Genomic DNA, 17,775 nt, shown 5'->3' with positions numbered 1-17,775 from the left:
TTGATCTTTAAAAATCAAGAGATCGCAGCCTTCGGCAGCTCCTACAGGGTGGATCAAACCAGCCGGTCGAGCGAGCAGTTCAATCGCGCGGCTCGAGGTTCAGGCACACCGAGTTAATGCAATAACGCAGACCGGTCGGTGGCGGACCATCGGGAAACACGTGGCCCAGATGCGCGTCACAGCGAGCGCATTTGACCTCGGTGCGGATCATGCCGTGACTGGTATCGCGGATTTCGGCCATGGCGCTTTCGCCGATCGGCGCGTAAAAGCTCGGCCAGCCGCAGCCGGAATCGAATTTGGTTTGGGAGTCGAACAGCGGCTCATTGCAGCAGACGCAATGATAAATGCCGTCGGTTTTGGTGGCGTTGTATTTGCCGGAGAACGGCCGTTCGGTCGCACTGAGCCGGCACACGTTGTACTGCTCGGGATCGAGCATCGCACGCCATTCTTCCAGGGTTTTTTCCAACTTTTCCATCATCACACCTCAACGGCTGAAAAAGCCCGATCTGTACCTTTTCCACGGATCGGGTGGCACGTATGATTGCGCCTCGTCACACGCCAGTCTGGCAGCCAGACCGGGCGCATTCAAACGGATTATTGGCGCCACCGCGCAAGACTCCGCCTGTGCGAAGACGCAGGAATCCCAGTACGGTTGGCCATCCGCCGTCTGGATCGTTCATTTTCGGGATCACATCGCCATGCAGTTCAGCAAATCGAACAAGCTCGCCAACGTCTGCTACGACATTCGCGGACCGGTGCTCAAGCACGCCAAACGTCTGGAGGAGGAAGGCCAGCGCATCCTCAAGCTGAACATCGGCAACCCGGCACCGTTTGGTTTCGAAGCGCCGGACGAAATTCTCCAGGACGTGATCCGCAATCTGCCGACCGCCCAAGGCTACAGCGATTCCAAAGGCCTGTTCAGCGCCCGTAAAGCGGTGATGCAGTACTACCAGCAAAAGAATGTCGAAGGTGTCGGCATCGAAGACATCTACCTGGGCAACGGCGTGTCCGAGCTGATCGTGATGTCGCTGCAGGCGCTGCTCAACAACGGTGACGAAGTGCTGGTACCGGCCCCGGACTACCCGCTCTGGACCGCCGCCGTGAGCCTGGCCGGCGGTAACGCCGTTCACTACCTGTGCGACGAGGGTGCCGACTGGTTCCCGGATCTGGCCGACATCAAGGCCAAGATCACGCCGAACACCAAGGCCATGGTGATCATCAACCCGAACAACCCGACCGGTGCGGTGTACTCGAAGGAAGTACTGCTGGGCATGCTGGAAATCGCCCGCGCGCACAATCTGGTGGTGTTCTCCGACGAGATCTACGACAAGATCCTCTATGACGATGCTGTGCACATCTGCACCGCCTCGCTGGCGCCGGACCTGCTGTGCCTGACCTTCAACGGTCTGTCGAAATCCTACCGCGTGGCGGGTTTCCGCTCCGGTTGGATCGCCATCTCCGGGCCGAAACACAATGCCCAGAGCTACATCGAAGGCATCGACATGCTGGCCAACATGCGCCTGTGCGCCAACGTGCCGAGCCAGCACGCGATCCAGACTGCCCTCGGCGGTTATCAGAGCATCAATGATCTGGTGCTGCCGCAAGGTCGCCTGCTGGAGCAGCGCAACCGTACCTGGGAGTTGCTCAACGACATTCCGGGCGTCAGCTGCGTCAAGCCGATGGGCGCGCTGTATGCATTCCCGCGGATCGACCCGAAGGTCTGCCCGATCCACAACGACGAAAAATTCGTCCTCGACCTGCTGCTCTCCGAGAAGCTGCTGGTGGTGCAAGGCACGGCATTCAACTGGCCGTGGCCGGATCACTTCCGCGTGGTAACCCTGCCCCGCGTCGACGACCTCGAGATGGCCATCGGACGTATCGGCAACTTCCTCAAATCCTACCGCCAGTAACCGGTCGACAGTGCGCAACGGTCCGAACGTTGCGCACTGTCTGATTCAGCAACACTTCTGCCCTCCTCGCCTCGCAGGGCCTTCTACACTTGCGATTCGTATAGTCCACACGCCTCTGGCGCAGTGGTGGCGGGTGGCGGCTGGCTGTCATCCCTTTCGGTTTCGGTCGTGGGCAATGGCCTGCAGCCCCGGAATCCGCTGTAGGACACAGTTTGAAATAGTCACTCAGTTGAATCACCCCGTGCCGCACCTTATATACCCCGCAGTACGCTACATCTTTAGCTTGAGGAGATTTCTACAACCATGATGCGCATCCTGCTGTTTTTGGCCACTAACCTGGCGGTCGTGCTGATAGCCAGCATCACCCTGAGCCTGTTCGGCTTCAACGGGTTCATGGCGGCCAACGGGGTTGATCTCAACCTCAGTCAGCTGCTGGTTTTCTGTGCGGTCTTTGGTTTCGCCGGTTCGCTGTTCTCGCTGTTCATCTCAAAGTGGATGGCCAAGATGAGCACCGGCACCCAGATCATCAGCCAGCCACGTACCCGGCATGAACAATGGCTGCTTCAAACCGTCGAGCAACTGTCCCGCGAAGCCGGGATCAAGATGCCCGAAGTCGGTATTTTTCCGGCCTACGAGGCCAATGCCTTTGCGACCGGCTGGAACAAGAACGACGCTTTGGTCGCAGTCAGCCAGGGCCTGCTCGAGCGCTTTTCGCCGGATGAAGTGAAAGCCGTTCTGGCCCACGAAATCGGTCACGTGGCCAACGGTGACATGGTCACCCTGGCGCTGATCCAGGGCGTGGTGAACACCTTCGTGATGTTTTTTGCGCGGATCATCGGCAACTTCGTCGACAAGGTGATTTTCAAGAACGAAGAAGGCCAGGGCATTGCCTACTACGTGGCGACCATCTTCGCCGAACTGGTCCTGGGCATCCTCGCCAGCGCTATCGTCATGTGGTTCTCGCGCAAGCGCGAATTCCGTGCCGACGAAGCCGGCGCACGTCTGGCGGGCACCAACGCGATGATCGGCGCGCTGCAACGCCTGCGCGCCGAACAGGGCCTGCCGGTACACATGCCGGACACTCTGAACGCCTTCGGCATCAACGGTGGCATCAAACAGGGCTTTGCCCGCATGTTCATGAGCCATCCGCCGCTGGAAGAGCGTATCGACGCGCTGCGTCGTCGCGGTTGATCCGACCGGCGTAACAATAAAAAGGCCCGCAGTGATGCGGGCCTTTTTTGTGCTCGGGATTGTGTGTTGGCTGATCTGGCCCCATCGCTGGCAAGCCAGCGATGGGGCCCGCACAGCCAGTACAAACCTATCGACCAGAAACCCGGTAAACCCGCTCCTCCAACCGCGTCACCCCCGCCTGCAGAAACTTCCAGCTCTCCCCCAGCACATCCTGCTCTTCCAGCATTCGCACCTGCCAGGCACCCGCCAGCAAGCGCTGCACCTCATCATCGCTCACCGCAAACGGTGGCCCGGACATCTGCGCCTGATCGTAATCCAGTGTGATCAACAGCCCCTGCACAACCGGCGGCAGGATTTGCTGCAGATGCGCCGCATAGCGTTCACGCATCGCAGGCGGCAAGGCGATCAACGCTGCGCGGTCGTACAATGCCGCGCAGTCCGCTACATCGCCTGCAGTCAGCGCGAAGAAATCACCGCACCGCAACTCGATGGAATCGCCGCGATAGACCTTGAACGGTCCCTCGTCGCTGACCTGCGGCGTTACCTGATGCTCACTGAAGAAGTCCTCGATGGCCTTCTGCGACAACTCGACCCCGAGCACCTGATGTCCGCGCCCGGCCAGCCACAACAGATCCAGGCTTTTGCCGCACAACGGCACCAGCACCCGCGCCTGCATCGGGATCGCCAACTGCGGCCAGTGACGCTGTAGATACGGGTTGACCTCAGGCAGATGAAAGCCGATCTGATTGGATTCCCACTTCTTGTGCCAAAACTCAGGCTGCATGCTTCACCCCAAAAATTCGATCAAAAGGCGTTAAAACTTATATTAGATTTAGATCAATGATCTGACTGAAGATGGCACCATCTTACCGCTCAGGAACCCATCATGTTTCCCAGCCTGTTTATTTCTCATGGTTCACCCATGCTTGCTCTGGAGCCAGGCGCCAGCGGCCCGGCTCTGCAGCGCCTGGCGGCTGAACTGCCTAAACCGAAAGCCATCGTGATTGTCTCTGCCCACTGGGAAAGCCAGGAATTGCGGGTCAGCAGCCATTCGCAGCCCGAAACCTGGCATGACTTCGGCGGTTTTCCCCGCGCCCTGTTTGAAGTGCAATATCCGGCGCCGGGCAATCCGCAACTGGCCGCCGAAGTGGCCGAATTGCTCAACGCTGCCCATCTTCCGGCTCGCCTCGATGCGCAACGACCGTTCGACCACGGCGTCTGGGTGCCGCTGTCACTGATGTACCCGCAGGCGGATATTCCGGTGGTGCAGGTATCGCTGCCGAGTCGCGGTGGCCCGGCGCTGCAAACCCGTGTCGGGCACGCACTGGCGAGTCTGCGCGAGCAGGGTATTTTGCTGATCGGCTCCGGCAGCATCACCCACAACCTGCGCGAACTGGACTGGCATGCCGGCCCGGAAAGCGTCGAGCCGTGGGCGCGGGACTTCCGCGACTGGATGATCGACAAGTTGGCGGCCAATGACGAAGCGGCGTTGCACGACTATCGTCAGCAGGCACCGAATGCGGTGCGCAGCCATCCGAGTGATGAGCATTTGTTGCCGCTGTATTTCGCCCGTGGCGCGGGAGGTGAGTTCCGCGTAGCGCATAAAGGCTTCACGATGGGTGCACTGGGTATGGATATCTATCGCTTCGGCTGACGTCATCGCTGGCAAGCCAGCTCCCACAGGGTTGTGGGGCGAGGCAAAAAGCAGACATAAAAAATCCCCGAACCAGTCGGGGATTTTTTATGTTTGATCAATCAGCCCGAGGGCGGATCAATCTTCGCGGTAGCGACGCAGTTTCAGCTGCTTGCCAGCGACGCGAGTGTCCTTCAGCTTGGTCAGGAGTTTGTCCAGACCATCTTCCGGCAGCTCGACGAGGCTGAAGCTGTCACGCACCTGGATGCGACCGATCGCTTCGCGGGCCAGACCACCTTCGTTGAGGATGGCGCCCAGCAGGTTCTTGGCGGCGATACCGTCACGCGCACCCAGCGCGGTACGGCAACGGGCACGGCCTTCACCCAGAGGCATTGGCGCGCGACGCTCGCGGTCGCCACGATCAGGACGATCACCGGAACGCTCAGGACGGTCGCCACGCGGTGCGTTGTTCGGCACCAGTGGACGTTCCTTCTCGATCGCTGCCAGGTTCAGCGCTTGACCGTTGGTTGCCTTGCGCAGCAGGGCTGCAGCCAGTGCACGCGGGGTGCAACCGATGTCAGCGGTCAGACGATCGAGCAGCTCGCCGTGAGTCGATTCGGCATCGGCAACCAGCGGCGACAGGCTGTTGGTCAGTTTCTTGATGCGTGCATCGAGCACAGCTTGAGCGTCCGGCAGACGCACTTCGGCAACTTTCTGGCCGGTGACACGCTCGATCACTTGCAGCATGCGGCGCTCACGTGGAGTCACCAGCAGCAGCGCACGACCTTCGCGACCGGCACGGCCGGTACGGCCGATACGGTGCACGTAAGATTCCGGATCGTACGGCATGTCCACGTTGAACACGTGGGTGATGCGCGGAACATCCAGACCACGGGCAGCCACGTCGGTCGCAACAACGATGTCCAGACGGCCATCCTTGAGCGAGTCGATGACGCGCTCACGCTGGTTCTGGGCGATGTCACCGTTCAGCGCAGCGGCTTTGTAGCCTTTGGCGTCCAGGGCACTGGCCAGATCCAGGGTCGCTTGCTTGGTGCGCACGAACATGATCAGCGCGTCGAAGTCTTCCACTTCCAGCAAGCTGAGAACGGCAGAGGTCTTCTGGTCAGCGTGAACCAACAGGTGAGCCTGTTCGATCGCGGTAACGGTCTGAGTCTTGCTCTGGATCTTCACGTGCTTCGGATCGCGCAGGTGGCGCTCGGCGATGGCACGGATCGACTGCGGCAAGGTTGCCGAGAACAATACGGTCTGACGGGTTTCCGGCATGGCCTTGAAGATCACTTCCAGGTCATCCATGAAGCCCAGTTTGAGCATTTCGTCCGCCTCGTCCAGAACCAGGTGGTTCACGGTAGCGAGGACTTTTTCGTCGCGACGCAGGTGGTCGCACAGACGGCCCGGTGTGGCGACAACGATCTGTGCGCCATTACGGATTGCTTTCAATTGTGGGCCCATCGGCGCGCCGCCGTAGACAGCCACAACAGTTACGCCCGGCATTTGCTTGGCGTAGGTTTCGAAAGCGGTTGCAACTTGTAGCGCCAACTCACGAGTTGGGGCCAGGATCAGAGCTTGCGGCTCGCGCTTGGACGGATCAATGCGGTGCAGGATAGGCAGGGCAAAGGCAGCGGTTTTACCGGTACCGGTTTGCGCCTGACCAATCATATCGTGACCGGCGAGGATGATCGGGATCGACTGCTGCTGAATGGCCGAAGGCTCTTCATAGCCGGTAGCGACTACTGCAGCGACAATATTGGGATGAAGTTCAAGAGCGGCGAAGCCGCCGATTTCCTGGGTCATGGGTCTGCCTCTAAGTGCATCCGCAAAGACCCATGCTCCAAAGCTGCGCATGCCGTGTTGAGACTCAAGAGTCGCCCTGGCAGCTTTGTCGGCGGGGATTTGCGAAAACGTATGAATGAAAAAGAATCGTCAAGGAAGAGCCCGCAGTGCGGACGTGCAGCCGAAGCTGACTTCGGGGAATTGCGCTACCTAAACGCGGCCCGGTTAAAGGCCGGCGCGCACTATACCGGAATTTGCCCAAAAAGGGAGCTTTTTTTATCAGCTGAATCGCTGTGTCACCGCTGTGTAACGGGGTTTTGCGGATAATCGTGCGAAGGTCTATTTTGCAAAGGCCCGGCCTTGCGGGTGATGACGCTTAAACGATTCATCGATGTGCGGCATACCGTCGCTGCACCCGCCCTTCCCGCCCGAGGATCTACCCATGAATCAGCCCTGCCCCGGCCGCGTCAGCCGCGAACATCGTGGTCATGTCCACTTGATTGGCCTCGACCGGGCCGCCAAACGCAATGCCTTCGACCTCGATCTGCTCAATGATCTGAGCCTGGCCTACGGTGAGTTCGAGGCCGACAGTGACGCGCGAGTGGCCGTGGTGTTCGGGCATGGCGAGCACTTTACCGCCGGTCTGGATCTGCTCAACACCAGCGCCGCCCTCGCCGAAGGCTGGCAGGTTCCGACCGGCGGTTGCGACCCGTGGGGTGTTTTCGTTGGTCCACGGGTCAGCAAACCGGTAATTGTCGCCGCGCAGGGCTACTGCCTGACCATCGGCATCGAGTTGATGCTGGCCGCTGACATCAACCTGTGTGCGAGCAACACCCGCTTCGCGCAAATGGAAGTGCAGCGAGGAATTTTTCCTTTTGGTGGTGCGACCTTGCGTTTTCATCAGGTGGCCGGCTGGGGCAATGCCATGCGCTGGCTGCTGACCGGCGATGAGTTCGATGCGCATGATGCATTGCGCCTGGGTTTGGTACAGGAAGTAATGGCCAGTGAGGACCTGCTGCCCCGCGCGATCGAACTGGCCGAGCGGATTGCCCGGCAGGCACCCTTGGGGGTGCAGGCGACGCTGATGTCGGCGCGGCAGGCACGGTATGAAGGTGAGACGGCGGCGGCACAGGGATTGCCGGCGCTGGTGAAGAAGTTGCTGGGGAGTGAGGATGCCAAGGAAGGCATCAGCTCGCTGGTTGAGCGGCGGCCAGGCATCTTCAAAGGGATCTGATGAACTCCTCCCTGTAGGAGCTGCCGAAGGCTGCGATCTTTTGATCTTGTTTCTAAAATCAAAGTCAAAAGATCGCAGCCTTCGGCAGCTCCTACAGTTGACCGAGTCGCCGCTCAGGTGGCTGGGCGAATACTGTTGATCAACGACTGCAACGAATACCCCAACCGCGGCGCCAGCGCTTCAGCGCGGGCGGTCAACGCCTGCATGTCGAGCTCCTGATCGAGATCCGCCGGCACAATCAGAATCACATTGCCCTCCTTCACCGGCAGTTCCCAGTAATGCCGGTGGTAGAGCCCACGCAGCAACGCGGCGCCCAACGGTTTGCCATCATCGGTGGCCCACTGGTTGATCACCAGCCAGCCGCCCGGATTCAAACGCTTCTGACAGTCACCGAGAAAACTCCAGGCCAGATGCCCGACACCCGGGCCGACATCGGTGTACAGGTCGACAAAGATCAGATCCGCAGGCTCGGCCGTCGGCAGCAACTCCAGCGCATCGCCGACCCGAATGTACAAACGCGGATCGTCATCCAGCCCCAGGTATTCGATGGCCAAACGCGGCACGTCCGGGCGCAGTTCGATGGCTTCGACATCTTCCAGCGGCAGGAACTTGAGGCAGGCCTGGGTCAGCGTACCGGCACCGAGGCCAAGAAACAGCGCGCTCTCCGGTTGTTCATGGCACAACGCGCCAATCAGCATCGCCCGGGTGTAGTCGTATTCCAGCCAGCTCGGATCGGCGGTGAACACGCAGCTCTGCTCAATAGCATCGCCGAATTCCAGAAAGCGGTAATCGGCTACTTCCAGCACGCGAATCACGCCGAACTCATCCTGTACCTCGGCGAGCAACAGCTCGACGCGCTCCTCAGTCATTTCGTCTCCTGATGGTCACCGGGCGCGGTGACGCGATGGCACCGCTGCGGCGCCGTGGCAAAGCGGCGATTGTCGGTGATGGGGCGGGAGCAGGTCACGCACTAATTGCTGCTACCATGGCCTTCCCGTGCGTAGAACCCATTAGAGACCGTGATGAGCCAACCCTGGAGTCCTGACAGCTGGCGCGCCCTGCCGATCCAGCAACAACCCCAATACCCCGACGCCGCGCATCTGCGCCAGGTCGAGCAGACCCTGGCCAGCTATCCGCCGCTGGTGTTTGCCGGTGAAGCACGCGAGCTGCGCCGCCAGTTTGCCGAAGTGACTCAGGGCCGGGCGTTCCTGTTGCAGGGCGGCGATTGCGCGGAAAGCTTTGCCGAGTTCTCGGCGGCGAAGATTCGCGACACTTTTAAAGTGCTGCTGCAAATGGCGATCGTAATGACCTTCGCCGCCGGTTGCCCGGTGGTCAAGGTCGGGCGCATGGCCGGTCAGTTCGCCAAGCCGCGCTCGGCCAACGACGAGACCATCGACGGTGTGACCCTGCCGGCCTACCGGGGCGACATCGTCAACGGCATCGGTTTCGACGAAAAGAGCCGCGTGCCGGATCCGGAGCGCCTGCTGCAGTCCTATCACCAGTCCACCGCCACCCTGAACCTGTTGCGCGCCTTCGCCCAGGGCGGTTTTGCCGACCTGCATCAGGTGCACAAGTGGAACCTGGACTTCATCGCCAACTCGGCACTGGCCGAAAAATACAGCCACCTCGCCGATCGCATCGATGAAACCCTGGCGTTCATGCGCGCCTGCGGCATGGACAGCTCGCCGCAACTGCGCGAAACCAGTTTCTTCACCGCCCACGAAGCGCTGCTGCTGAATTACGAAGAAGCCTTCGTGCGTCGCGACAGCCTGACCAACGATTACTACGATTGCTCGGCGCACATGCTGTGGATCGGCGACCGCACCCGTCAGCTCGACGGCGCTCACGTCGAATTCCTGCGCGGGGTGAACAACCCGATCGGGGTGAAAGTCGGCCCGAGCATGAACCCGGATGATCTGATTCGCCTGATCGACGTGCTCAACCCGGACAACGATCCGGGACGCCTGAACCTGATTGCGCGGATGGGTGCGAACAAGGTCGGCGATCACCTGCCGGCGCTGATCCGCGCGGTGCAGCGTGAGGGCAAACAGGTGCTGTGGAGCTCCGACCCGATGCACGGCAATACCATCAAGGCCAGCAGCGGCTACAAGACCCGCGACTTCGCGCAGATCCTGGGTGAGGTGAAGCAATTCTTCCAGGTGCATGAAGCCGAAGGCACTTATGCCGGCGGGATTCATATCGAGATGACCGGGCAGAACGTCACCGAGTGCATCGGTGGCGCGCGGCCGATCACGGAAGACGGGTTGTCGGATCGTTATCACACCCACTGCGATCCGCGGATGAATGCCGATCAGTCGCTGGAACTGGCGTTTTTGATTGCGGAAACTCTGAAACAGGTCCGCCGCTAGACCGAGTCGCCCCATCGCCAGCAGGCATGGATTGACCTCTATCCCTGTAGGAGCTGCCGAAGGCTGCGATCTTTTGATCTTGAAAAGCAAAATCAAAAGATCGCAGCCTTCGGCAGCTCCTACAGGGGTCAAAATCACTCAAAGATCTCTGTGGGAGCCAGCCTGCTGGCGATGAGGTCGTTCAGGCACCCTCAATTTGCGCCAACGCCACCCGCAACCGCGCCGCACTCTCACGCTGACAATTAAGCTGCACCCGCGCAAGCCCCAGCCAAACGGCCATCTGCCGCAGATTCAACGCCAGCGCCAGCATCCCCTCTTCATCCAGCCCCGGCACTTCCTCGTGCACCGCGTGCACCGCCAGGCGCCCCGACGCTCGCTCGGCCCGCAGGTCGACCCGCGCGGCAATCCGCTCGTTGTGCAAGAACGGCAGCACGTAATAGCCATAGACCCGCTTGTCTTGCGGCGTATAAATCTCCAACCGATAGCGGAAATCAAACAGTCGCTCGGTGCGACTGCGTTCCCAGATCAACGAATCGAACGGCGACAACAGTGCACTGGCAACCACTTTGCGCGGCACCTTCGGTTCCGGCAGGCAGTAGGCAATCTGTCGCCAACCGGCGACTTCACAGGTCTGCAACTGCCCGTCCTCGACCAATTCCGCCAGACGCGGTCGCGCATCCGCAGGATTCAAGCGGAAATAATCCCGCAGATCCTTTTCCGTGCCGACGCCGAGTGCCTGCGCCGCGTGCAGCAACAAGCCACGCTGCGCCTCAGCCTCGTCAGGTAACGCTTGTTGCAGAATCGGAGAGGGAATGACCCGCTCCGGCAAGTCATACAAACGCTCAAAACCGCGGCGACCGGCCACGGTCACTTCACCCGCAGCGAACAACCACTCCAGCGCATGCTTTTCCGCACTCCAGTCCCACCACTGCCCGGCCTTGTCCTCGCGGGTCGACAGGCTGCCGGCACCCAATGCACCGCGCTCCTCGACCGCACTCAAGACCCGGCGCACAACGCTCTGCTGCTCCAGACCAAACTTTGCCAGTTGCTGATAAATGTCTCTGCCATTCCTCGCCCGCTGCATGCGCCACCCCATCAACGGATACATGGCCAATGGCAGCAACGACGCTTCATGGCCCCAGTATTCGAACAACGTGCGACGTCGTCCCGAACTCCAGGCGGCCTGGTCGAGCAAATCGGCGGAATAGGAACCCAGACGGGAAAACAGCGGCAGGTAGTGCGAGCGCACCACGGCGTTGACGGAGTCGATCTGCAGCAGACCCAGCCGTTCGATCAGCCGGTTGAGCTGCGGCGCCTTGACGGTTGGCGGCTGGCGCCCGTTGAATCCTTGGGCGGCCAGCGCCAGACGTCGCGCCTGTTTGAGAGAAAGGGCCAGAGTCGCGGGCATGAACATCTCCTTGTCTGCTCGCAACCTACCTCACCTGAAAGTGGTTTGTGTAGTAAGGCGCCGATCATTTATGCATCGGATCGTCCCAGAACGCCCGAATGGCCTCGTGCTCGACGTCGGCCCGACTGACCCCGATGTCCTTCAGCGCTTCGTCGCTCAGACTGGCGAGCAACTCGCGCTCACGGTGCAGTTCGTACCAGCGGCTGAACTTGTGCAGCAGATCGGAAACGATATGGCCGTGGCCGGAAAATTTTGCGTCGTCTACATACTCTCTTTGACCTTTCATCGTGTTGCCCTCCTTGTGGATGGCTCAAGTCTCGCGCTGGCGCTAAGATCAATCCAACGAATGTTTCTGATGGCATTCATCACGGAGATTCATCAATTGTCGGCCTACCCGAGTATCGATACCGATGTCCTGCGCACCTTCGTCGCGATTGCCGATCAGGGTGGTTTTACCCGCGCCGGCGAAATGGTCAACCGCACGCAATCGGCGGTGAGCATGCAGATGAAGCGTCTGGAAGAAGACGTGTTGCAGCGTCAGCTGTTCGAGCGCGACGGCCGCCAGGTACGCCTGACTGCCGAAGGCCAGGTATTGCTGGGTTATGCGCGACGCATCCTGAAATTGCACAGCGAAGTGTTCAACACCCTGCGCGAGCCGCACATGGTCGGCACCGTGCGCATCGGTACGCCGGACGATTACGTGATGCGGTTTCTGCCGGGGATCCTGTCGCGATTCGCGCAGTTCTACCCGCTGATCCAGATCGAAGTGCATTGCGAGTCCAGCAAACAGCTGTTGCAGCGCACCGATCTGGACTTGTCGATCGTCACCCGCGAGCCGGGCAACGAGATCGGCCAGTTGCTGCGCAAAGAGCGTTTCGTCTGGGCCGAGGCGCAGAATTTCAGCGCGCACGAGCAGACGCCGCTGCCGCTGGCGATGTTCAACAGTGATTGTTTCTGCCGCTTGTGGGCTTGCAATGCGCTGGACGCGATGGGCCGCGATTACCGCATCGCCTACAACAGCACCAGCCTGTCGGCACTGATGGCGGTGGTGAGCGCGGGTCTGGCGATCACCGCGCAACTGGAGAGTTTGATCACCCCGGACATGCGTATTCTCGGAGCCAACGAAGACCTGCCGCTGCTGCCCGAGGCCAGCATCATGCTGATCCGCAACCTGAACAACCCGTCGCCGATCACCGAATGCCTGGCCGAGCACATCGTCGAAGGCTTCAAACTTTAAACGCGAGCATCACCGCACACAGCACCAGGAAACCGCAAAACAGCCCGCGCAGCAGTTTTTCCGGCATGGCGTGGGCGACTTTGACGCCCCAACTGATGCTCGCCAGACCGCCGATGGCCAGGGGCAGGCCGATCATCCAGTCGACCTCGTGATGCACCGCATAAGTCACCAGGGTCACGCCGGTGCTGGGCAGCGCCAGTGCCAGCGACAGGCCTTGAGCAACCACCTGGCTTGTGCCGAACAGACTGGTGAGGACCGGCGTCGCCACCACGGCCCCGCCAACACCGAACAGACCGCCCATGGTTCCGGACGCCGCGCCAAGCACACCCAGCCATGGCCATGAGTAACGCATCTCGGAGGTCACGGCGGTTTTCTTGCCGAACATCTTCAGCAGGTTGTACGCCGAGAGCACCACGAGGAAAGCGACAAAACCGATCCGCATGGTTTGCGCATCAATGCCCACCGCCCAGATCGAACCGATCCACGCAAAGCAAAAACCCATGATCGCCAGCGGCAGCGCGTGGCGCAGTTCGATGCGATTACGCTGGTGATAACGCCACAGCGCCAGCATCACGTTGGGCACCACCATCACCAGCGCCGTGCCTTGGGCGATCTGCTGATCGAGGCCAAACCACACGCCCAGCAGCGGGATGGCGATCAAACCACCGCCGATGCCGAAGATCCCGCCCAGTGTCCCTAGGGCGGCGCCAAACAGCAGGTACAACAAAAACTCGATCACAGCGATGTCCTCATCCGTCAGGCGATTCATCCTACGCAGTCGAGGCTGGCGGGGAAACGCACAGCAACGCACAATGGCTATGCCAATTTCGCACAAGCACCGAAACACTCATGAATCCCAATCAGTTGACCGAACAGCTCGGGCTGTTTCTCGATGTGCTGGAAAGCGGCAGTTTTTCTGCAGCTTCCCGTCGTCATCCGCTGACGCCTTCCGCCGTGGCGCGGCGCATCGACAGCCTGGAAAGCGCGGTTGGCAGCCAGTTGTTCATTCGCAGCACCCACGTCGTAAGGGCAACTCCGGCGGGTTTGGCGTTTGCCGAGCGGGCGCGGCGCATCGTCAGCGAGCTGCAACTGGCCCGCGCCGAAGCGGTGTCGTTGAGCAGTGCGCCGGAAGGCTTGATCCGCATCGATGCCCCCGCCGCTTTTGGTCGCCGCCATCTCGCGCCGGTCATCGCTGACTTTCTGGTGCTGTACCCGGGCCTCGACGTGCAATTGCACCTGATCGACAGCTTTATCGACATGCACGGCTCGAATCTGGGCAAAGTCGATCTGGTGCTGCGCGCCGGGCAAATGGCCGATACACGGCTGGTCGCCACGCCGCTGGCGAGCATGGTGCGCATTGCCTGTGCCAGCCCCGACTACCTGAAACGCCGTGGCGCACCGCGCCATCCCGCGCAGTTGAGTGAACATGACGGGCTGGATTGGGAAGGTCTCGCCCCGCCCTTCGCCTGGCGCTTCGAACTGGACGGGCAAATGCAACTGCATCGCCCCGCGCGCATCCGCATGAGCGCCAACAATGCCGAAGCGCTGGTGTGCGGGGCACTGGCCGGGCTGGGCATCGCGCATTTGCCCACTTGGCTGGCCAGTGAATACCTGCTGCGCGGCGAACTGCTGCCGCTGTTCTGCGGGAACGGCCTACCGCCACCAGAGACCACCGGCATCTATGCGCTGCGCATGGAACAACAGACCCATTCGCGTAGCCGCCTGCTGCTGGAATACCTCAAGACCCGCTTCAGCCCGATGCCGCCGTGGGATATTGCGCTACAGCGCGAACTGGGTCGGCACTAGATTCTGGATAATTATCTGGCGCATTAAACAATCGGGCGCTAGATTCAAGCCCATCACCGAACAAGGCTTTGCCATGACCACCGAACGCGACACCTGCGACGACCTGCTGCTCGACAATCAGGCCTGCTTCGCCCTGCATTCCACTTCGCTGATGATGACCAAGGTCTACAAGCCGCTACTGCAAGCGCTGGGCCTGACTTACCCGCAGTATCTGGCAATGATGGTGCTGTGGGAAAAGGACGGTTTGACCGTGGGCGAAATCAGCACGCGCCTGCTGACCGATCCGGGCTCGCTGACCCCGCTGCTCAAGCGGCTGGAAGGTGAAGGCTTGCTCAGCCGAACCCGCAGCCGTGAGGATGAACGCGTGGTGATCGTTGAACTGACTGCCCAGGGACGCGCCTTGAAGAACAAGGCCCGAACCGTGCCTCAATGCATCCTGGGGGCCAGTGGCTTCACGCTGGAGCGCCTGCAAAACCTGCAAGCTGAATTGCAGGCATTGCGTGGTCATTTGCAAGACAGCCTCGCTTAAGACTCCCCTTCCCTGTGGGCGCAGCCTTGCGCCTGCAGGCGAATCGCACATTCCCCGCTTACCCCCCGAAAATTTTTCCTCTCGTTTCAGGTTCAAAAAAACCTTCTATATCAAAAGCTTGAGATCACGACCCAGCCCGATCCAAGCGCCCATTCCCACTTTCTTCAAAAAATTATCTTGCGCACAAAACATTAGCGAGCTACATTCACTTCGCACTTACTTAGCGCGCAAATAATTAGCGCAAACAAACACACTCGACGAGGCTCACACCATGCAAACGCTCTACACCGCAATCGCAACCTCCACTGGCGGCCGTGATGGTCGTGCGATCTCCAGCGACAACATCCTCGACGTCAAGCTGGCTACTCCGAAAGAACTCGGCGGTGCCGGCGGCGCGGCCACCAACCCTGAGCAACTGTTCGCTGCCGGCTACTCGGCCTGCTTCATCGGCGCGCTGAAATTCGTTGCCAGTCAGACCAAACGCAAAATCCCGGACGACGCCTCGATCACCGCTCACGTCGGTATCGGCCAGATTCCTGGCGGTTTCGGTCTGGACATCGACCTGCACATCAATCTGCCGGGCCTGGAACAGGCTGACGCACAAAGCCTGGTCGAAGCGGCGCATCAAGTCTGCCCGTACTCCAACGCGACCCGTGGCAACGTTGACGTACGTCTGCACACCACCGTTTGAGAACAACGCCAAACCACTGTGGGAGCGGGCTTGCTCGCGAACAGGCCCGGTCAGACAACCTGTTTGTTGAATGACACACCGCATTCGCGAGCAAGCTCGCTCCCACAGGGTTCAGGGGTAGATGTGGAATCGCAGGCACAAAAAAGCCCGACTCAATGGTCGGGCTTTTTCTTTCCGTAAAAAGCAGTGCTTATTTGGCACGGCCTTTGTAGGAACCGCCTTCGCGGGTATCGATCTCGATCTTGTCACCGATTTCGATGAAGTCGGCAACCTGCAGCTCGGTACCGTTGGCCAGTTTGGCTGGCTTCATGACTTTGCCGGAAGTGTCGCCACGAGCCGAACCTTCGGTGTAGTCAACTACACGCACGATGGTGGTCGGCAGTTCTACGGACACCAGACGCTCTTCGAAGAACACGGCTTCGCAAACGTCGGTCATGCCTTCTTCAACGAAAGGCAGAACGCTTTCGATGTCTTCGGCGTTCAGCTCGTACATGGTGTAGTCAGTGGTGTCCATGAACGTGTAGGTGTCACCGCTGATGAAAGACAGGGTGGCTTCTTTACGATCCAGGATCACGTCGTCCAGCTTGTCGTCCGCACCGTAAACGGTTTCGGTCTTGTAACCGGTCAGCAGGTTCTTCAGCTTGGTCTTCATGATCGCGCTGTTACGGCCCGACTTGGTGAATTCAGCTTTCTGAACCAGCCAAGGATCGTTGTCGATACGGATCACGGTACCGGGTTTGAGTTCTTTACCAGTTTTCATTGCGAATATCCGAATTTGGATGGGATTTACAAAAATCTAGGCCGCGTATCATATCCAATTTAGGTAAAACTGTACCAGCGCCGTGGCAAGATCCGCCTGCAAGCCTTGTTCCAGACACCATTGCTCGGCGTTTTCCTGCAGTTCTGACCCGTGTTTACGGGCCTTGAGCCAGTGCTCGCCGATCGGTTGCCCGGCACTCCAGGCCCGCCACAGACCGTTCATCGCCTCGGCAGCGGCCGGCGAAAGCCCTTTCGTATACAACGCAAGAAAGGCGTCGAGCTTGTCCAGATGGATGTCTTCATCCTGCTGATAAATGTGCCAGAGCATCGGTCGCCCGGCCCACTGTGCACGGACGAACGAGTCTTCTCCGCGCACTGCGTTGAAGTCGCAGCACCACAGCAACTGATCGTATTGATCCTGACGAACGAACGGCAGCACCTGCACCGTCAGCGCCTGACGCACGTTCAGGTCACCAACGGCCAGAGAGTCGACCCCGAGCCAGCGCGCAACGTCACCGAGAATCCGCCCTTCCGGCACCAGTAGATGGGTCGGCGTGCTATCGGCAGCCAGCACGTCCAGCCAACTGGCCAGCCCGGCATTCTCGTAGGCAAACAATGAAATCAGTTGTGCGTCTGCTACGCGATCTACACCCAAGCCTTGCAGAAACTGGCGCTGTGCAGTCGCGTCCTGCTGAAATTGCCGACGCCGCTCAAGCAGACCGCTTTCACGCAGTAAGCCGCCGGTCCCAGGTCGAAATCCGGGAAAGAAAAAGAATTTCTGCACCGACTTGTACTTCACCGACGGTAAACCGTGACAACCGGTGACCCAGTCTTCAGCGCTGAGGTAATCGAGGTTCATCCACAGCGGCGGCCGTTGCCGCTCGGCCATGGCGTCCATATAGGCAGCTGGCAACTGACAAGCAAACGCGGCGATCACCACGTCCGCCGCTTCCGTCTGCGGCCAGTCGCTCGGCCAGTGCCACACCTCGACGCCCTGCTGCGATTGCTGCGCAAGGTGGATGTCGATCTCGGGGCAGATGCGTTCGAAGGCGCGCAGGTCATCAACCCACAAGCGCACTGCCAGTCCATGTTCGGCCACCAGTTGCCGGGCCAGACGCCAGGTCACGCCGATGTCGCCATAGTTGTCGACCACGGTGCAAAAAATATCCCAGCGGGTTTTCGGTACCGACATGCAAGACTCCCGTTGGCAAAAGCGC

The 17,775-nt window shown here is 60.1% G+C and carries 18 protein-coding genes; 9 read left to right on the top strand and 9 right to left on the bottom strand.

Going from position 1 to position 17,775, the window contains the following annotated elements; all coding sequences use genetic code 11:
• Positions 1 to 79 precede the first annotated feature (79 nt).
• A complete protein-coding gene (gene msrB, locus KVQ82_RS10055; protein WP_108183397.1) occupies positions 80 to 475 on the bottom strand; it encodes a peptide-methionine (R)-S-oxide reductase MsrB in 396 nt (131 codons plus the stop codon).
• A 223-nt stretch (positions 476 to 698) separates the two neighbouring features.
• On the opposite strand from msrB, the gene KVQ82_RS10050 reads away from it, so the two are divergent.
• Together KVQ82_RS10050 and htpX are read left to right on the top strand one after the other, a co-directional pair.
• Complete coding sequence (locus tag KVQ82_RS10050) at positions 699 to 1,910, top strand: pyridoxal phosphate-dependent aminotransferase (RefSeq protein WP_003226761.1); 1,212 nt, start codon at positions 699 to 701, stop codon at positions 1,908 to 1,910.
• 303 nt (positions 1,911 to 2,213) lie between these two features.
• Positions 2,214 to 3,101 (top strand): protease HtpX, encoded by an 888-nt coding sequence (gene htpX, locus KVQ82_RS10045; protein ID WP_041069582.1) that lies wholly within the window; start codon positions 2,214 to 2,216, stop codon positions 3,099 to 3,101.
• Between the two features lie 127 nt (positions 3,102 to 3,228).
• Here htpX and KVQ82_RS10040 read toward each other — a convergent pair whose 3' ends face one another.
• Complete coding sequence (locus KVQ82_RS10040) at positions 3,229 to 3,885, bottom strand: thiopurine S-methyltransferase (protein WP_222018763.1); 657 nt, start codon at positions 3,883 to 3,885, stop codon at positions 3,229 to 3,231.
• 102 nt (positions 3,886 to 3,987) lie between these two features.
• Between KVQ82_RS10040 and KVQ82_RS10035 the strand changes: the two genes are divergently transcribed.
• Positions 3,988 to 4,755 (top strand): class III extradiol ring-cleavage dioxygenase, encoded by a 768-nt coding sequence (locus KVQ82_RS10035; RefSeq protein WP_222018762.1) that lies wholly within the window; start codon positions 3,988 to 3,990, stop codon positions 4,753 to 4,755.
• Between the two features lie 117 nt (positions 4,756 to 4,872).
• On the opposite strand, the gene KVQ82_RS10030 is transcribed toward KVQ82_RS10035, so the two are convergent.
• Positions 4,873 to 6,546, bottom strand: coding sequence for a DEAD/DEAH box helicase (locus KVQ82_RS10030; RefSeq protein WP_007964821.1), 1,674 nt, complete (start codon positions 6,544 to 6,546; stop codon positions 4,873 to 4,875).
• A gap of 421 nt (positions 6,547 to 6,967) precedes the next feature.
• On the opposite strand from KVQ82_RS10030, the gene KVQ82_RS10025 reads away from it, so the two are divergent.
• A complete protein-coding gene (locus KVQ82_RS10025) occupies positions 6,968 to 7,759 on the top strand; it encodes a crotonase/enoyl-CoA hydratase family protein (protein ID WP_222018761.1) in 792 nt (263 codons plus the stop codon).
• A 113-nt stretch (positions 7,760 to 7,872) separates the two neighbouring features.
• Here KVQ82_RS10025 and KVQ82_RS10020 read toward each other — a convergent pair whose 3' ends face one another.
• Entirely contained in the window at positions 7,873 to 8,628 is a 756-nt protein-coding gene (locus KVQ82_RS10020) for a spermidine synthase (protein WP_041069570.1), read from the bottom strand.
• Between the two features lie 153 nt (positions 8,629 to 8,781).
• On the opposite strand from KVQ82_RS10020, the gene KVQ82_RS10015 reads away from it, so the two are divergent.
• Positions 8,782 to 10,128 carry a class II 3-deoxy-7-phosphoheptulonate synthase gene (locus tag KVQ82_RS10015; protein ID WP_007964815.1) on the top strand — a complete coding sequence of 449 codons (1,347 nt, stop codon included), beginning with the start codon at positions 8,782 to 8,784 and terminating at the stop codon, positions 10,126 to 10,128.
• A 181-nt stretch (positions 10,129 to 10,309) separates the two neighbouring features.
• On the opposite strand, the gene KVQ82_RS10010 is transcribed toward KVQ82_RS10015, so the two are convergent.
• Positions 10,310 to 11,536: a winged helix-turn-helix domain-containing protein gene (locus KVQ82_RS10010; protein ID WP_222018760.1), complete on the bottom strand. Its 1,227-nt coding sequence runs from the start codon at positions 11,534 to 11,536 to the stop codon at positions 10,310 to 10,312.
• A 64-nt stretch (positions 11,537 to 11,600) separates the two neighbouring features.
• The gene (locus tag KVQ82_RS10005; RefSeq protein ID WP_222018759.1) at positions 11,601 to 11,822 is read right to left on the bottom strand and encodes a DUF1127 domain-containing protein; all 222 of its coding nucleotides are present in this window, start codon (positions 11,820 to 11,822) and stop codon (positions 11,601 to 11,603) included.
• Positions 11,823 to 11,918: 96 nt separating this feature from the next.
• Between KVQ82_RS10005 and KVQ82_RS10000 the strand changes: the two genes are divergently transcribed.
• Entirely contained in the window at positions 11,919 to 12,773 is an 855-nt protein-coding gene (locus KVQ82_RS10000) for a LysR substrate-binding domain-containing protein (protein ID WP_047295460.1), read from the top strand.
• On the opposite strand, the gene KVQ82_RS09995 is transcribed toward KVQ82_RS10000, so the two are convergent.
• The gene (locus tag KVQ82_RS09995) at positions 12,763 to 13,512 is read right to left on the bottom strand and encodes a sulfite exporter TauE/SafE family protein (RefSeq protein ID WP_222019376.1); all 750 of its coding nucleotides are present in this window, start codon (positions 13,510 to 13,512) and stop codon (positions 12,763 to 12,765) included. The two genes, KVQ82_RS10000 and KVQ82_RS09995, sit on opposite strands and share 11 nt — an antisense overlap.
• A gap of 110 nt (positions 13,513 to 13,622) precedes the next feature.
• On the opposite strand from KVQ82_RS09995, the gene KVQ82_RS09990 reads away from it, so the two are divergent.
• The 3 genes from KVQ82_RS09990 (at position 13,623) to KVQ82_RS09980 (ending at position 15,799) form a co-directional block, all read left to right on the top strand.
• On the top strand, positions 13,623 to 14,579 hold the full coding sequence (locus tag KVQ82_RS09990; protein WP_222018758.1) for a LysR family transcriptional regulator: 957 nt from the start codon (positions 13,623 to 13,625) through the stop codon (positions 14,577 to 14,579).
• Positions 14,580 to 14,652: 73 nt separating this feature from the next.
• Positions 14,653 to 15,108 (top strand): MarR family winged helix-turn-helix transcriptional regulator, encoded by a 456-nt coding sequence (locus KVQ82_RS09985; protein ID WP_041069550.1) that lies wholly within the window; start codon positions 14,653 to 14,655, stop codon positions 15,106 to 15,108.
• A gap of 271 nt (positions 15,109 to 15,379) precedes the next feature.
• Positions 15,380 to 15,799 carry an organic hydroperoxide resistance protein gene (locus KVQ82_RS09980; RefSeq protein ID WP_108183405.1) on the top strand — a complete coding sequence of 140 codons (420 nt, stop codon included), beginning with the start codon at positions 15,380 to 15,382 and terminating at the stop codon, positions 15,797 to 15,799.
• Between the two features lie 190 nt (positions 15,800 to 15,989).
• Here KVQ82_RS09980 and KVQ82_RS09975 read toward each other — a convergent pair whose 3' ends face one another.
• Both KVQ82_RS09975 and earP read right to left on the bottom strand, forming a co-directional pair.
• Positions 15,990 to 16,559 (bottom strand): elongation factor P, encoded by a 570-nt coding sequence (locus KVQ82_RS09975; protein WP_047599842.1) that lies wholly within the window; start codon positions 16,557 to 16,559, stop codon positions 15,990 to 15,992.
• A gap of 48 nt (positions 16,560 to 16,607) precedes the next feature.
• Complete coding sequence (earP, locus tag KVQ82_RS09970) at positions 16,608 to 17,750, bottom strand: elongation factor P maturation arginine rhamnosyltransferase EarP (RefSeq protein WP_222018757.1); 1,143 nt, start codon at positions 17,748 to 17,750, stop codon at positions 16,608 to 16,610.
• Between the last annotated feature and the right edge of the window lie 25 nt (positions 17,751 to 17,775).

This window comes from Pseudomonas sp. AO-1, assembly GCF_019775695.1.
GTDB lineage: Bacteria > Pseudomonadota > Gammaproteobacteria > Pseudomonadales > Pseudomonadaceae > Aquipseudomonas > Aquipseudomonas parakoreensis.
The sequence above is the reverse complement of the archived record's forward strand: the minus strand, read 5'-3'. Positions and strand labels throughout refer to the sequence as shown.

What these genes read in the sequence shown, in the direction of transcription:
- htpX (WP_041069582.1), top strand. Translation starts at nt 2,214, where the DNA reads ATGATGCGCATCCTGCTGTTTTTGGCCACTAACCTGGCGGTCGTGCTG.
- KVQ82_RS09990 (WP_222018758.1), top strand. Translation starts at nt 13,623, where the DNA reads ATGAATCCCAATCAGTTGACCGAACAGCTCGGGCTGTTTCTCGATGTG.
- KVQ82_RS09975 (WP_047599842.1), bottom strand. Translation starts at nt 16,559, where the DNA reads ATGAAAACTGGTAAAGAACTCAAACCCGGTACCGTGATCCGTATCGAC.
- KVQ82_RS10020 (WP_041069570.1), bottom strand. Translation starts at nt 8,628, where the DNA reads ATGACTGAGGAGCGCGTCGAGCTGTTGCTCGCCGAGGTACAGGATGAG.
- KVQ82_RS10035 (WP_222018762.1), top strand. Translation starts at nt 3,988, where the DNA reads ATGTTTCCCAGCCTGTTTATTTCTCATGGTTCACCCATGCTTGCTCTG.
- KVQ82_RS10040 (WP_222018763.1), bottom strand. Translation starts at nt 3,885, where the DNA reads ATGCAGCCTGAGTTTTGGCACAAGAAGTGGGAATCCAATCAGATCGGC.
- KVQ82_RS10050 (WP_003226761.1), top strand. Translation starts at nt 699, where the DNA reads ATGCAGTTCAGCAAATCGAACAAGCTCGCCAACGTCTGCTACGACATT.
- KVQ82_RS10025 (WP_222018761.1), top strand. Translation starts at nt 6,968, where the DNA reads ATGAATCAGCCCTGCCCCGGCCGCGTCAGCCGCGAACATCGTGGTCAT.
- msrB (WP_108183397.1), bottom strand. Translation starts at nt 475, where the DNA reads ATGGAAAAGTTGGAAAAAACCCTGGAAGAATGGCGTGCGATGCTCGAT.
- KVQ82_RS10010 (WP_222018760.1), bottom strand. Translation starts at nt 11,536, where the DNA reads ATGCCCGCGACTCTGGCCCTTTCTCTCAAACAGGCGCGACGTCTGGCG.
- KVQ82_RS09985 (WP_041069550.1), top strand. Translation starts at nt 14,653, where the DNA reads ATGACCACCGAACGCGACACCTGCGACGACCTGCTGCTCGACAATCAG.
- KVQ82_RS10015 (WP_007964815.1), top strand. Translation starts at nt 8,782, where the DNA reads ATGAGCCAACCCTGGAGTCCTGACAGCTGGCGCGCCCTGCCGATCCAG.
- KVQ82_RS10030 (WP_007964821.1), bottom strand. Translation starts at nt 6,546, where the DNA reads ATGACCCAGGAAATCGGCGGCTTCGCCGCTCTTGAACTTCATCCCAAT.
- KVQ82_RS09980 (WP_108183405.1), top strand. Translation starts at nt 15,380, where the DNA reads ATGCAAACGCTCTACACCGCAATCGCAACCTCCACTGGCGGCCGTGAT.
- KVQ82_RS10005 (WP_222018759.1), bottom strand. Translation starts at nt 11,822, where the DNA reads ATGAAAGGTCAAAGAGAGTATGTAGACGACGCAAAATTTTCCGGCCAC.
- earP (WP_222018757.1), bottom strand. Translation starts at nt 17,750, where the DNA reads ATGTCGGTACCGAAAACCCGCTGGGATATTTTTTGCACCGTGGTCGAC.